11 protein-coding genes and 2 pseudogenes are annotated in these 14,382 nt (G+C 73.4%); 12 read left to right on the top strand and 1 reads right to left on the bottom strand.

Annotated elements, in window-relative coordinates; genetic code table 11:
* Positions 1 to 15: 15 nt before the first annotated feature.
* Positions 16 to 347, bottom strand: a pseudogene (locus F0L17_RS27400) (helix-turn-helix domain-containing protein); the annotation flags it as partial.
* Between the two features lie 170 nt (positions 348 to 517).
* Here F0L17_RS27400 and F0L17_RS27395 point away from each other — a divergent pair.
* The 12 genes and pseudogenes from F0L17_RS27395 to F0L17_RS05005 form a co-directional block, all read left to right on the top strand.
* Positions 518 to 712, top strand: a pseudogene (locus tag F0L17_RS27395) (NAD(P)-dependent alcohol dehydrogenase); the annotation flags it as partial.
* Between the two features lie 453 nt (positions 713 to 1,165).
* Positions 1,166 to 2,386, top strand: coding sequence for a hypothetical protein (locus tag F0L17_RS05055; protein WP_155070131.1), 1,221 nt, complete (start codon positions 1,166 to 1,168; stop codon positions 2,384 to 2,386).
* Between the two features lie 414 nt (positions 2,387 to 2,800).
* Positions 2,801 to 3,550 carry a GntR family transcriptional regulator gene (locus F0L17_RS05050; protein ID WP_155070130.1) on the top strand — a complete coding sequence of 250 codons (750 nt, stop codon included), beginning with the start codon at positions 2,801 to 2,803 and terminating at the stop codon, positions 3,548 to 3,550.
* Complete coding sequence (locus F0L17_RS05045; RefSeq protein WP_155070129.1) at positions 3,547 to 4,464, top strand: dihydrodipicolinate synthase family protein; 918 nt, start codon at positions 3,547 to 3,549, stop codon at positions 4,462 to 4,464. Before F0L17_RS05050 ends, F0L17_RS05045 begins: the two co-directional genes overlap by 4 nt.
* Positions 4,461 to 6,206, top strand: coding sequence for an L-arabinonate dehydratase (gene araD, locus F0L17_RS05040; RefSeq protein WP_338017955.1), 1,746 nt, complete (start codon positions 4,461 to 4,463; stop codon positions 6,204 to 6,206). Before F0L17_RS05045 ends, araD begins: the two co-directional genes overlap by 4 nt.
* Positions 6,207 to 6,318: 112 nt before the next feature.
* On the top strand, positions 6,319 to 7,293 hold the full coding sequence (locus F0L17_RS05035; protein WP_420802379.1) for a carbohydrate ABC transporter permease: 975 nt from the start codon (positions 6,319 to 6,321) through the stop codon (positions 7,291 to 7,293).
* Positions 7,290 to 8,198: an ABC transporter permease subunit gene (locus F0L17_RS05030; protein ID WP_162465814.1), complete on the top strand. Its 909-nt coding sequence runs from the start codon at positions 7,290 to 7,292 to the stop codon at positions 8,196 to 8,198. The genes F0L17_RS05035 and F0L17_RS05030 overlap by 4 nt, the downstream gene beginning before the upstream one ends.
* A complete protein-coding gene (locus F0L17_RS05025; RefSeq protein WP_155070127.1) occupies positions 8,198 to 9,424 on the top strand; it encodes a Gfo/Idh/MocA family protein in 1,227 nt (408 codons plus the stop codon). The genes F0L17_RS05030 and F0L17_RS05025 overlap by 1 nt, the downstream gene beginning before the upstream one ends.
* On the top strand, positions 9,421 to 10,314 hold the full coding sequence (locus F0L17_RS05020) for a DUF6807 domain-containing protein (protein ID WP_155070126.1): 894 nt from the start codon (positions 9,421 to 9,423) through the stop codon (positions 10,312 to 10,314). Before F0L17_RS05025 ends, F0L17_RS05020 begins: the two co-directional genes overlap by 4 nt.
* On the top strand, positions 10,311 to 11,915 hold the full coding sequence (locus F0L17_RS05015) for a glycoside hydrolase family 43 protein (RefSeq protein WP_155070125.1): 1,605 nt from the start codon (positions 10,311 to 10,313) through the stop codon (positions 11,913 to 11,915). Before F0L17_RS05020 ends, F0L17_RS05015 begins: the two co-directional genes overlap by 4 nt.
* 119 nt (positions 11,916 to 12,034) lie before the next feature.
* The gene (locus F0L17_RS05010; protein WP_155070124.1) at positions 12,035 to 13,375 is read left to right on the top strand and encodes an ABC transporter substrate-binding protein; all 1,341 of its coding nucleotides are present in this window, start codon (positions 12,035 to 12,037) and stop codon (positions 13,373 to 13,375) included.
* 144 nt (positions 13,376 to 13,519) lie between these two features.
* Positions 13,520 to 14,362, top strand: a complete 843-nt coding sequence (locus F0L17_RS05005) for a GDSL-type esterase/lipase family protein (protein WP_162465813.1) — start codon at positions 13,520 to 13,522, stop codon at positions 14,360 to 14,362.
* Positions 14,363 to 14,382: the final 20 nt, after the last annotated feature.

Here is a 14,382-nt window from a genome sequence, read left to right as displayed (position 1 = left end):
AGGTCGTGCGTGCGGGCGACGGCCGCGGAGGACCTCGCGGTCCTTCATCCGGGCGAAGGGGCGCTCGACCCTGGCCCGTACCCGACGGGGCTCGGCGCCGTCCGCCTCCTCGCCCGCCGACAGGGCCCGTCCGGGGCGTTCGCGATGCGGCACGACCGGCCCGGTGTCGAGGTACGCGCCGTCGCCCGGCACCGGCGGTGGTGCCGGGCGACGGCCGGCCTGGTGGCCGGCTCGAGCGCGAGGAGCGGCCGCAGTCGCTGGGTGGCCCGGCACACCGTGGCCGGCGAGCCCCCGAACAGCGACGCGAGCTGCCGCATGGTGAGATCCGTTCGGCAGCACACCGTGACTGAGGCCTGTTGCGAGAGTGGAGCTGTCGGATCGGACGTGCCCTGCGGCAGGTACCGCTTCACGCCAGGCTCCGAGAGCCGCCGCCCTGGGGGATTGTCAGTCGCGATCGGGAGGCTGCGCCGTCATCCGGTAGGGCGGTCACCAGAGCGCGGTGTGCCAACAGGACCACGGCGAGGTCCGCAGCGCCGCCGTCCAGCTCGGAAGGGCGTACGGCGCCGAGGTCACGGCCCCCGCCCGCGCCGCCAACCTCGGCTTCGTCCGCGGGCTCGGCGCGCACAAGGCCGTCGACCACCGGACCGTGCGGCCGGCGGAACCGGGCCGCTTCGACGTGGTTCTGGACACCGTGGGCACCGACCTGCGCGCCGGCGCCCTTTCTCGATCCTCGGTCCTCGGTCCTCGATCGCCCGGAGGCCGTCGGGCCCGGCCGCGAGGACTCCCGGACCTCTCGGGACGGGGCGAGACGGGGCGTCGGGGGGTGCCGGGGGAGGGGAGCGGGACGCGACGAACGGACGACGGCCCCATGGGGAGGCGGGCCCAACGTCCCTGTCGCTGAACGGTGTTCACACCCAAGACCGAGGGGGCGTGATCCCGACCGCCTACCCGGGGCTACGGTGGGCCTCCCACCACGGCCGATCCGGGCCGAGGCGAGGAACCCGCGGGGAACGGAACTGTTCACGGACACGTACGTACGGCACCATCGTGGCGGCGCGGCCGAAGGGTGGGAGGAGCGTGTCGCGCGGGTTTGCCCCCGCCGCCCGCCCGCCCGTCTTCGCCGCGCCGCCCCCTGTCCCCACCACCAGCCTCCAAGGAGCCGCCGATGCGCGCATCCGCCTTCGTCTACCCCTGGGACGTCGTCGGTGACCCGGACGCCGCCCACCGGATCGCCGACCTCGGGGTCCGGCAGGTCACCCTCGCCTCCGCCTACCACTCCACCCGGGCGCTGACCCCCCGCCACCCCCGCCACCGGATCGTCACCGCCCGGCACTCCGCCGTCTACCACCCGGTGGACCCGGCCCGTTGGGAGGACGCGGCGCCCGGCGTCCCGCGCCCGTACCCGCAGGACTGGACGGCGGGCGACGACCCGTACGGCGAGGCCGCCGCCGCGCTCGCCGGCGCCGGACTGGAGGTGCACTCCTGGGTGATCCTCGCCCACAACACCCGGCTCGGCGAGGAACACCCCCGCCTCACCGTCCGCAACGCCTACGGCGACCGCTACCCGTGGGCGCCGTGCATCGCCCGGCAGGAGGTGCGCGACTACGCGGCGCGCCTGGCGGCCGACTCCGCCGTGCGTCCCGGCGCGCGCGGCACGGAGCTGGAGTCCTGCGGCTGGTACGGGCTGCCGCACCTGAACGCCCACGACAAGACCGGCGGGGTGCGGCTCGGCGGTGCCGGCCAGTACCTGATGTCGCTGTGCTTCTGCGAGGTCTGCGAGGCGGGTTACGCCGCGCACGGCGCCGACCCCGGACGGCTGCGGTCCGCCGTCACCGAGGCCCTGGGGCCGCTGTGGGCGGGGGAGCGCGAGGACGGCGCCACGGGGCGCGAACAGGAGTGGGAGGAGGTCGTGAAGCTCCTGGGGGAGGAGCTCGCCGGGGCCGCCGCACGGTGGCGCGACCGGGTGGCCGGCGCCTTCCGCGGCGAGGTCGTCCGGGCCGTGCGCGACGCCGCCCGCGTTCGGGGCGCACAGGACTTCCGGGTGTTGCTGCACGCCGACCCGGCCCCCCACCGCTGCGGCGCCAACGTCGGCGTGGACCCCGCCGGCGTGCTCGGCCTGGCCGACGGGGTGGTGCTGCCCTGCACCGGGGACGACGCCGAGCGCGTCGACGTGCTCTCGCCCTTCCTGCCCCACCGCACCCCCGCCACCGTGCTCGCCGCCAACCTCACGGTGGTGTCCGGCATGGGCGGACGCCCCCGGGAGTTGGTCGAGCACGCGGCCCACGCGCGGGAGTCGGGGGCGAACGAGTTGCGCCTCTACCACGCGGGGCTGGCCGGTGAGGCGGACCTGGCCGCCGTCCGCGCCGCGCTGGCCCGGCTCGGCTGAGGTCGCCCGGCGGCGCGCGTCGCGCCGGGACGGCTGCTTCCTCGCCGCCCGCCGCCGCCCGTCGTCCCACACCGGCCCTCGGGGCCCGTTCCGCACCGTGCCGGAACGGGCCCCGAGGGCTGCTCGAACGCTTTCCGTAGCAGCGCCGTGTAACGGGTCAAGCGCCTCTTGTCGCACACGGTAAGCGCTTTCCAACTCGGCGCCGAAAGTTCTGTCACAACCGTTGACGGGGGCCGAGGGCGGACCTACTTTCTTCCCCACCGCGCCTCGTACGCCATACCTGATACGTCATATACGAGACGCCGTGTACGACCCGCACCGACGCGTGCACCACGAACGCCCAGCGCGTGGCGCGGTGTCCGCGTCCCCTCCTTCCGCGTGCCCGATGCCGGAGCCGACCCGAGAGCCGCCTGCATGAGAGCCCCCCTGACCGGTCCCCCACCGGTGCCCGTTCCCTCCAGGACGCAGTACGTCCTGGAGCACCTGACCCACGCGATCCTCACCGGCCGACTGCCACCGGGACAGCCCCTGGTGGAGACCGAGCTGGCCGCGAGGTTCGGCGTGTCCAAGACCCCGGTCCGCGAGGCGCTGAAGACCCTCGCGGGCCGCGGGCTGGTGGTGATGAGCGAGTACAAGGGCGCCACCGTGCGCACCGTGGACGCCGCCATGGCCCGCTCCGTCTACGACGTGCGGCTGCTGCTGGAGCCGGAGGCGCTGCGCCGCACCGTCACCGCCGGCGCCGACCTGGCCGGTGCCCGCGCCGCCCTGGAGCGGGCCGACGCCGCCACCGACCGGGCCGACCGCTCGTTGGCCAACCGGGACTTCCACCGCGCCCTCTACCTGCCCTGCGGCAACCCGTTGCTGGCGCGGATGCTCGACGACCTGCGCGACCAGGCCGCCCTGGTCTCCACCGTCGCCTGGGAGGCGGTGCCCTCCTGGGAGCGCGAGGCCGCCGAGCACCGCGAGATCCTCGCCCGCGCCCTGGACGGCGACGCCGACGGCGCGGCACGGCTGCTCCACGGGCACATCGAGGGGTTCGTCCGCCGGGCCTTCCCGGCCGCCGCGAGCACCGACACGAGCACCGCCGTGAGCACCGACACGAACATCGACGAGAACGTCGCCGCGAACACCGGCGCGAACCAGGAAGGGCAGGTCCTGCGATGACGGACTTCTCCCGCCGACGGGCGGCCCTCGCCGACGTCGTGGCCATCCCCGTCACCCCGTTCGACGAGCGGGGCCGGTTGGACCCCGACGCCTATCGCGCCCTCGTCCGGCGACTGTTGGACGCCGGGATCCGCACCGTCACCCCCAACGGCAACACCGGCGAGTTCTACTCCCTCACCCCCGAGGAGCGGCGTCTGGAGGTCGAACTGACCGCCGCGGAGGTGGCGGACGCCGGCGGGGAGGCCGAGATCGTCGTCGGCGTCGGCCACGACCCGGCCGGGGCGGCCGACGCCGCCCGGCAGGCGCGCGAGGCCGGGGCGGGAATGGTGATGGTCCACCAGCCCGTCAACCCCTACGTCTCCCAGGCCGGTTGGATCGACTACCACCGGGTCGTCGCCGAGGCCGTGCCCGACCTGGGCGTCGTGCCCTACCTGCGCAACCCCCTCATCGAGGGCGAGGCGCTGGCCCGGCTCGGCGAGGAGTGCCCCAACGTCATCGGCGTCAAGTACGCCGTTCCCGACGCGGCCCGCTTCGCCGCCTTCGCCCACGACGCCGGGGCGGACCGTTTCGTGTGGGTGGCCGGACTCGCCGAGCTGTACGCGCCCGCCTACTTCGCCTGCGGTGCCACCGGCTTCACCTCCGGCCTGGTCAACGTGGCGCCGCGGATCTCCCTGGAGATGCTCCGCGCGCTGCGCGCCGGCGACCACGCCGCCGCCATGCGGGTGTGGAAGCGGATCCGCCACTTCGAGGACCTGCGCGCCGAACGGCAGTCGGCCAACAACGTCTCCGTCGTCAAGGAGGCCCTGGCCGTCCTGGGGCTGTGCCGGCGCGACGTCCGGCCGCCGAGCCGGGAGTTGCCCGATGACCTGCGCGAGAAGGTCGCCGAGATCGTCAAGGAATGGGAGCAGCCGTGACGGACACCCCGCGCCCGAGGACCCGCCGGACCCCCGAGGACCTGCGCAGCCACCAGTGGTACGGCACCGACGGACTGCGCTCCTTCAGCCACCGTGCCCGCACCCGGCAACTCGGCTACCTGCCCGAGGAGCACCTGGGCAAGCCGGTCGTCGCCATCCTCAACACCTGGTCCGACATCAACCCCTGCCACCAGCACCTGCGCGAACGCGCCGAGGCCGTCAAGCGCGGGGTGTGGCAGGCCGGCGGTTTCCCCCTGGAGTTCCCCGTCTCCACCCTCTCGGAGACCTTCCAGAAGCCGACCCCCATGCTCTACCGCAACCTCCTGTCCCTGGAGACCGAGGAACTGCTGCGTTCCTACCCGGTGGACGGCGCGGTGCTGATGGGCGGCTGCGACAAGACCACCCCCGCCCTGCTGATGGGCGCGGCCAGCGTCGACCTGCCCACCGTCTTCGTGCCCGCCGGCCCCATGCTGCGCGGCCACTGGCGGGGCGAGACCCTCGGCTCGGGCACCGACATGTGGAAGTACTGGGACGACCGGCGCGCCGGACTCATCGGCGACTGCGAGATGGCCGAACTGGAGTGCGGACTGGCCCGCTCGCCCGGCCACTGCATGACGATGGGCACCGCCTCCACGATGACCGGTGCCGCCGAGGTCCTGGGCGTCACCATGCCCGGCGCCTCCTCCATCCCCGCCGTCGACTCCGGCCACTCCCGGATGGCCGCCGCGGCCGGGCGACGGATCGTGGAGATGGTGTGGGAGGACCACCGGCTCTCCACCGTGCTGACCCGCGAGGCCTACGAGGACGCCGTCGCCGCCGTCTGCGCGCTGGGCGGTTCCACCAACGCCGTCATCCACCTGATCGCCATGGCCGGCCGCTCCGGGGTCGGCCTCACCCTGGACGACTTCGACCGGATCGCCCGCACCACTCCCGTCCTGGCCAACCTCCGCCCCGGCGGGAAGTACCTGATGGAGGACTTCCACTACGCGGGAGGGATGCCCGGCTTCCTCTCCCGGCTGCGGGACCTGCTCCACCTGGACCGTCCCACCGTCGCCCACGACACGCTGCGCGAGCAGATCGCCGGCGCGCTCGTCCACGACGACGACGTCATCCGCACCGTCGACGAGCCCCTGGCCGAGGAGGGCGGCATCGCCGTCCTGCGCGGCAACCTGGCCCCGGACGGCGCCGTCATCAAGCACATCGCCGCCGAGCAGCACCTCCTCAAGCACACCGGTCCCGCCGTCGTCTTCGACGACTACCGCACCATGCAGGCCCGCATCAACGACCCCGCGCTGGAGATCACCGCCGAGAGCGTGCTGGTGCTGCGCGGCTCCGGCCCCCTGGGCGGGCCGGGGATGCCCGAGTACGGGATGCTGCCCATCCCCGACCACCTGCTCAAACAGGGCGTGCGCGACATGGTCCGGCTCTCCGACGCCCGGATGAGCGGCACCAGTTACGGCGCCTGCGTGCTGCACATCGCCCCCGAGTCGCACGTGGGCGGACCGCTGGCCCTGGTGGAGACCGGGGACCTGATCACCCTCGACGTCGCCGCGCGCACCCTCCGCCTGGAGGTCGACGACGCGGAGCTGGCCCGGCGCCGGGCCGAGTGGCGCCCCCCGGCGGCGCGCTACGGACGCGGCTACGGGGCCCTGTACGAGGAACACGTCACCCAGGCCGACGCCGGCTGCGACTTCGCCTTCCTCGCCCGGCCCGGCGAGGTCCCCGAACCGTACGCGGGCTGACGGACCCCGTCCCGGGCCGCCCCGAACCGCCGCCCACCACCAGTCGCATTCTCGAACGACGTTCGACAGCCCTTCGTCGACGGAACGACGACGACAGAACGGAGCACCGGCAATGGCCCTCACCGCCGTGCCGAAGAAGCGTGCCCTGCCGGGCACTTTGGGGGGACCGGGAAAACCCGGCAGAGCAGGAAAGACCGGGAAATCCGGGAACCCCGGAAAACGCAGCCTGCCGTACGTGCTGATCGCGCCCGCCGGGCTGCTGATGCTGGGCTTCATCGCCTACCCGATGCTCAGCGTCCTGTACTACAGCCTCCAGCACTACAACGTCACCAAGCCCTGGCGGAACGGCTACGCGGGTCTGGAGAACTTCCGGGAGATCTTCTTCGAGGACCCGCTGTTCTGGCAGACGCTGGCCTTCAGCGCCAAGTGGGTCGTGGTGGAGGTCGGACTCCAGCTCGTCTTCGGCCTGGCCCTCGCCCTGATCGTCAACCAGACGTTCGTCGGCCGCGGCATCGCCCGCGCCCTGGTCTTCTCGCCCTGGGCCGTCTCCGGGGTGCTCACCACCACCATCTGGATCCTGCTGTACAACCCCTCGACCGGTCTGAGCCGCTACCTCGCGGACGCCGGCATCGGCGAGTACGGCACCTCGGTCCTCTCCGACACCGGCACCGTCTTCTGGGCCGCGGTCCTGGCCGAGCTCTGGCGCGGTGTCCCCTTCTTCGCGATCCTCATCCTCGCCGACCTCCAGTCCATCTCCAAGGACCTGTACGAGGCGGCCTCGGTGGACGGCGCGAGCCGCTTCCGGCAGTTCTGGCACATCACCCTGCCGCACCTGAAGGACGCGATCATCCTCTCCACGCTGCTGCGCGCGGTGTGGGAGTTCAACAACGTCGACCTGCTCTACACCCTCACCGGCGGCGGCCCGGCGGGCGTGACCACCACGCTCCCGCTCTACGTCGCCAACACCGGGATCGAGGGCCACGACTTCGGCTACGCCTCCGCGCTGACCACCGTGGCCTTCGTGATCCTGCTCTTCTGCTCGATCCTCTACCTGCGCCTGAGCAAGTTCGGAGGCGACGACAAGTGACCGCCGCACTCGCAGAGAAGAGCCCGGGCGCGCCCGCCCCGGCTCGGAACGCGACCCCACCCCGGGCGCGGGGGACGGCCCGGCGCCGCGGGCTCGACGACGGACCGCCGCGCTGGCAGATCTACCTTCCCCTGGGGATCTACCTGCTGTTCACGCTGATCCCCTTCTACTGGATGCTGCTGTTCGCCCTCCGCCCGTCCGGCTCGACCTCGCTGGTGCCCTGGCCGGTCACCACCGAGCACTTCGAGAAGGTCTGGAACGAGCGGAACTTCGGCACCTACTTCCTCAACAGCACCCAGGTCGGCATCGCCTCGATGGTGATGACGATGCTGGTGGCACTGGCCGGCGGCTACGCCCTGGCGCGCTTCCGGTTCCGGCTGAAGAACGCCTTCATGCTGGCGCTGCTGTGCTCGCAGTTCATCCCGGGCGCGCTGATGCTCGTCCCGCTGTTCGAGACCTTCCGCAACCTCCAGCTCATCAACTCCATGTGGAGCGTGATCATCGCGGAGACGGTCTTCCAACTGCCGCTGTCGATGATCCTGATCAGCGGCTTCATCAAGAACGTCCCCGAGTCGCTGGAGGAGGCCGCCTGGGTGGACGGCTGCTCCCGGCTGCGGGCCTTCCTCGCCATCGTGCTGCCGATGCTGCGCCCCGGACTGATCGCGGTGGGCTCCTTCGCCTTCGTGCACAGCTGGAACCACTTCCTGTTCGCCCTGATGTTCCTCTCCTCCCAGGACAAGCAGACCATCCCGGTGGGCCTCAACACCCTCATCGGCGCGGACAGCGTGGACCTGGGCGCGCTGGCCGCGGGCGGTGTGGTGGCGGCCGTACCCGTGGTGATCATCTTCGCCTTCATCCAGAAGTGGCTGATCACCGGCTTCAGCGCGGGGGCGGTGAAGGGCTGATGAGCGACCGCGTTTCCGGGCCCGCCCTGCCCGTCGTCCTGGCCGGCGCCCGCGGCCACGGCCGCTGGCACCTGAACAACATCCGCCGTCTCGCCGAGGAGGGCCTGGTCGACCTGGTCGGCGTCTGCGAGCTGACCCCCCTCACCGCCGAGGAACTGGACGGTTTCGGCACCCCCGAGCAGTCCGCCGACTTCGCCGCCCTGCTGGAGCGCACCGGCGCGCGGATCGCGGTGATCTGCACTCCGATCCACACCCACGCCGACCTGGCGCTCGCCGCCGCCGAACGGGGCGTGCACGTGCTGCTGGAGAAGCCCCCCGCGCCCTCGTACGCCGAGTTCGAGCGGATGACCGACGGGCTGCGGGCCGCCGGAGTCGCCTGCCAGATCGGCTTCCAGTCACTGGGCTCGCACGCCGTCACCGCCATCCGCGAACTGGTGGCCGACGGTGCGATCGGCACCGTCCGGGGCATCGGCGCGGCCGGGGCCTGGGCCCGCGACCTGGCCTACTGGACCCGCGCCCCGTGGGCCGGGCGGCGCCGCCTGGACGGTCGGGACGTGGTGGACGGCGTCCTCACCAACCCCCTGGCCCACGCCGTGGCCACCGCGCTGCGCATCGACGGCGGCGACCGCGCCGAGGACGTCGCCGACATCGAGCTGGAGCTGTACCGCGCCAACGACATCGAGTCGGACGACACCTCCTGCGCCCGCCTGCGCACCGTGCGCGGCGACGGCACCGGGGGCGAGATCACCGCGGCCGTCACGCTCTGCGCCGAACGGCCCGGCGAGCCGTACGTCGTCGTCCACGGGACCGAGGGCCGCGTCACCTTCTGGTACAAGGAGGACCGGGTGCGCCTGGAGCGCCGCGGACGGGAGCCGGAGACCACCGAGCACGCCCGCACCGACCTGCTGCGCAACCTGCTCGACCACCTCGCCGACGGCACGGAGCTGCTGGTGCCGCCCGAGCGCACCGGCGCCTTCATGCGGCTGGTGGAGGCCGTCCGTACCGCTCCCGAACCCAGGCCGCTGCCGCCGGACACCTGGCGCGCCGAGCCCGGCGCGGACGGTGCCGGCCCCGCGCGGCGGATCGTGGCGGGGGTCGACGAACTGGTCGCCGAGGGCGCCGAACGCCTGGCCCTGTACTCGGAACTGGCCGCCCGCCCGGACACGGCGGCGCGGGCCGGCTGGGCCGCGGCCGCGGGCCCCGTCCGGGAGGGAGTCGGACGATGACCGAGCGCGACACGGCCCACGACGCGGGCGCCGTCCGACTCCTGTGCGGCGGACGTCCCGTGGCCCGCTACGAGTACCGGCCGGACCTGCCCGCCCGTGAGTCCCCACGCCCCCACCTGCACCCCGTCCGCACCCTGGGCGGCACGGTCGTCACCGAGCTGCGGCCCGCCGACCACGTGCACCACCTGGGGGTGAGCGTGGCCGTCCCCGACGTCTCCGGCACCAACTTCTGGGGCGGTCGCACCTTCGTCCGCGACCGCGGCCCCACCGAGCTGGACAACCACGGCGTCCAGCGGCACCTGCGGTGGCTGTGGCGGGACGAGGACGGCCTCGCCGAGGAACTCGCCTGGGAACGCGACGGACGACGGCTGCTCACCGAGCGCCGCACCATCGTCGCCCGGGAGGTGGACGACACCTGCTGGGCGCTGGACCTCACCACCGAACTCGTCAACGTCCGCGACGAGGAGCTGTCCATCGGCAGCCCGGCCACCAACGGCCGTCCCGGCGCCGGATACGGCGGCTTCTTCTGGCGTCCGCCCATCGGCCCCCGTCCGCCCGCGGTGTTCACCGCGGACGCCGAGGGCGAGGAGGCGGTGCACGGATCGGTCGCTCCGTGGCTGGCGATGGCGGCCGACGCCTGGACGCTGGTCTTCGTCGGGGCGACCGAGGACACCCGCCGCGACCCGTGGTTCGTGAGGGCCGCCGAGTACCCGGGCGTGGGCTCCGCGCCGGCCTGGGAGCGCAGACTGCCGCTGCCGCCGGGGCGGCCGGTCGTCCGGCGCGTGGTGACCGCGGTCGCCGACGGCCGGTTGGACCGGGACGCCGCCGCCCGCGTCGCGGACCGGCTCGCCCGGCTCGCCCCGCCCGACCGAGAGGAGGCGCCCGCATGACGGCTCTCCCGAGGACCCGGACGGCCCCGCCCCCCGCTCCCCGCCCCGACGCCCCGGAGGGCCCGACGGGTCCCGCGCCGGCGGAGACCTACCGCAACCCGGTGCTGGACGCGGACTGGTCCGATCCCGACGCCATCCGGGTCGGCGACGACTACTACCTGACCGTCTCCAGCTTCGGCCGTGCGCCCGGACTGCCGATCCTCCACTCGCGCGACCTGGTGAACTGGCGGATCATCGGCCACGCGCTGGAGCGGCTGGAGCCCGAGCAGGCGTTCACCGTCCCGCGTCACGACTGCGGGGTGTGGGCGCCGTCCATCCGCCGGCACGCGGGCCGGTTCTGGATCTTCTGGGGCGACCCCGACCACGGCATCTACCAGGTCAACGCCGAGGACGTCCGCGGCCCGTGGAGCAGACCGCACCTGCTGAAGGCGGGCCGGGGGCTGATCGACCCCTGCCCGCTGTGGGACGACGACGGCCGCGCCTGGCTGGTGCACGCCTGGGCGAAGTCGCGCTCGGGGATCAAGAACCGGCTGACCGGCCACCGGATGAGCCCGGACGGCCGTGAACTCCTCGACGCCGGCCGCACGATCGTGGACGGCGACGCGCTGCCCGGCTGGTTCACCCTGGAGGGGCCCAAGCTGTACCGGCACGACGGCTGGTACTGGATCCTCGCGCCGGCCGGGGGAGTGGAGACCGGTTGGCAGGGCGCCTTCCGCTCCAGGGACTTCTTCGGCCCCTACGAGGAGCGCATCGTGCTCGCCCAGGGCCGTACCGACGTCAACGGCCCCCACCAGGGCGCCTGGGTGCGGGCGGCCGACGGCGGCGACTGGTTCCTCCACTTCCAGCAGCGCGGCCCGTACGGACGGGTGGTGCACCTGCAGCCGATGCGCTGGACCGACGAGAGCCGGGGGGAGGATCCCGGGTGGCCGGTGATCGGTGACGACGGGGAGCCCGTCGCGGTCCACACCCGGCCGGTGCCGGCACATCCCGCCGAGCGCCCGGCCTCGCCGGCCACCGACGACGACTTCCCCGGCGGACGCTTCGGCCTCCAGTGGTCCTGGGCCGCCAACCCGGGGCCGGGGTGGACCGTCGCCCACTCCGGTGACGGGCTGCGCCCGGTCTGCCGTCGCAGCCCCGACGTCCACGACCTGCGCAGGCTGCCGAACGTCCTGGTCCAGCGGCTGCCCGGGAGGCCGTGCGCGGTCGAGGTGGAACTGCGGCTGGACGACGGCCGCCCCGGCGCCAGGGCCGGACTGACCGTGCTGGGCGACGCGTTCGCCTGGATCGGGCTGGAGCGGGACGCCGACGGGATCCGTCTGGTGCACCGCTTCGCCGAACCCGTCGCCGAGCACGAACGGGACGCCGCGCGCTCCCGGCCCGCGCCGGAGGGACGGGCGCGGCTGCGGGTGGAGGTCCTGCCCGGCGCCCGTTGCCACTTCTCGGCGCGGCTGCCCGGGGACACCGGCTTCCGCTCCTCCGGCCCGCCCTTCGCCGCCACCCCCTGGCGCTGGGTCGGCGCCCAACTCGGCCTGTTCGCCGCCGCGCCCGAGGGCGACGGACCGGCCGGGACCGCGGAGTTCACGCGCTTCCGCGTCGGCTGACCCGCCCGTTCGCGGACGGGCGCGCCCCGTCCTCCCGACCCTCGACCCCCGGAAGCCCCGAAGACCCGACACATCCCGAACACCCACGCGGAAACGCACGACCGAGAAATGAGCCGACGATGAGCACAGACCCCAGCCGCAGAACCCGCGTCCGCGCCCTGCTGGCCCTGGGCACCGCCGCCTCCCTCGCCCTCACCGCCTGCGGCGGTGGCGGGGGCACCGAGGCCGGCAGCGAGGGCGACGGCAAGGGCAAGATCGTCTTCTGGGACAACAACGGCGGTGTGCGCACCGATGTCTGGAAGAAGATCATCGCCGAGTTCGAGAAGGAGAACCCGGACATCGACGTGGAGTACGTCGGCATACCCATCGCCGACGTGCAGTCCAAGTACGACACCGCCATCCAGGGCGGTGGCGACAGCCTGCCGGACGTCGGCATGGTCGGCACCGCCTACCTCGCCAACATGGTGGCCCAGGGCGCCCTGGAGCCGGTCACCGACCGGATCGAGGACAGCCCTCTGAAGGGCAAGCTCGTCAAGGGCATGGTCGACAGCGTCAGGGCCGCCGGCGGCGAGGAGGACCTGTTCACCGTCCCCACCTCCGCCAACCAGGGCGTGCTGTGGTACCGGACCGACCTGTTCCGGAAGGCCGACCTGGAACCCCCCACCTCCTGGGAGAACTTCTACCGGGCGGCCGAGGAGCTGACCGAAAAGAGCGAGAACCGGTTCGGCTTCACCATCCGCGGCGGCGCGGGATCGATCGCCCAGGCGCTGGAGATGATGTACGCCCAGTCCGGCATCGACAGCTTCTGGAAGGGCGACAAGGCCACCGTCAACGACCCCGCGAACATCGAGGCGTTGGAGAAGTACGTCGGCCTCTACAACAAGTACACGCCCGAGGCGGACCTCAACAACGACTTCACCAAGATGGTCGCCACCTTCACCGGCGGCGAGGTCGGCATGCTCCAGCACAACCTGGGTTCCTACACCGACCACGTGAAGGCGTTCGGCGAGGAGAACGTGGACGGGCTGCCGATGCCGCCGTCGTCCGAGGGCGGTCCGCGCACCCTGGTCTCCAACCCGGTCGACGGGCTGGGCCTGTTCCGGGCCGGCGACAACAAGGCCGCGGCCTGGAAGTTCATCGAGTTCGCCGCCTCGGCCGAGATGAACAGCCTCTGGAACGAGTCGGCCGGAGCCATTCCCGCCCACACCGACGCGGCGGACGACGCGTGGATCACCGAGGCCGAGCCGACCAGGGCGGCCATGGAGTCCCTCGACGACCCGAACACCAAGATCGTCCAGCTGCCGTACTACCTGCCCGACTGGAACAGCATCAGCAAGGCCGACACCGAGCCCAACTTCCAGAAGCTGCTGCTGGGCCAGATGACCGCCAAGGAGTTCGCCGACGACCTGGCGGAGCGGCTCAACGAGGCACAGGCGGAGTGGAACGAGCAGAAGGGCTGACACCGACACCGGCCCTCCGAGTCCACCGCGGCGGGGCGGCCCCGCCCGCCCCGCCGCGCGCCCTCGCCCGGGCCCCCACGCCCGCCACCCCCCCTCCCGCACGTCCTTTGACGCCCGACCCCGAACCGAAAGGGTGGGACCCCCGTGCCCGTCTCCCGTCGTCACGCGGCAGCGACGCTCGCCGCGCTCCCGCTCGCCCTCGCCGCCGCGGGCCCCGCGCTCGCCGACACCGGGTCCGCGCGCGGCCCCGGCCGCCCCCGCCGCGGGGGCACCGTGTACATCGCCGGCGACTCCACCGCCGCGCCCAAGACGGTCGGGGCCGCCCCGGAGGCGGGCTGGGGCATGGCCCTGCACGCCTTCCTCGGCCACGGCTGGACGGTGGCCAACCACGCCGTGAACGGCCGCAGTTCCAAGAGCTTCCACGACGAGGGGCGGCTGACCCCGATCCTGGAGGCGATCGGCCCGGAGGACCTGTTGCTCGTCCAGTTCGGCCACAACGACGAGAAGACCGAGGACCCCGCCCGCGGCACCGACCCCCACACCACCTACCGGGAATACCTGCGCCGCTACATCGACGGCGCCCGCGAGCGCGGAGCCCGTCCCGTGCTGCTCACCCCCGTGGAGAGACGCCGCTTCGACGCGGACGGACGGGCCAGGCCCACCCACGGGGAGTACCCCGCCGCGATGCGCGCCCTGGCCGCCGCCGACGGCGTACCGCTCGTCGACGTCCAGGCCGCGAGCCTGGCCGAGTGGGACCGGCTGGGCCCGGACGGGACCCTGGAGATCTTCCTCCACCTCGCACCCGGCGACCACCCGAACCACCCCGACGGCAAGCGGGACAACACGCACTTCGGGCCGCGCGGGGCCATCGAGGTCGCCCGGATGGTCGCCCGCGGCCTGAAGGGGCTGCGACTGCCGCACCCGGGCACGGTCCGGCGGCTGGACGACGCCGTGCCCGAGGACACGCTCACCTGGTCGGCCGACTGACGCACCGCGCCGCTCGTCGC

The sequence above is a fragment of the Streptomyces taklimakanensis genome (genome assembly GCF_009709575.1).
Classification (GTDB): domain Bacteria; phylum Actinomycetota; class Actinomycetes; order Streptomycetales; family Streptomycetaceae; genus Streptomyces; species Streptomyces taklimakanensis.
The sequence above is the reverse complement of the archived record's forward strand: the minus strand, read 5'-3'. Positions and strand labels throughout refer to the sequence as shown.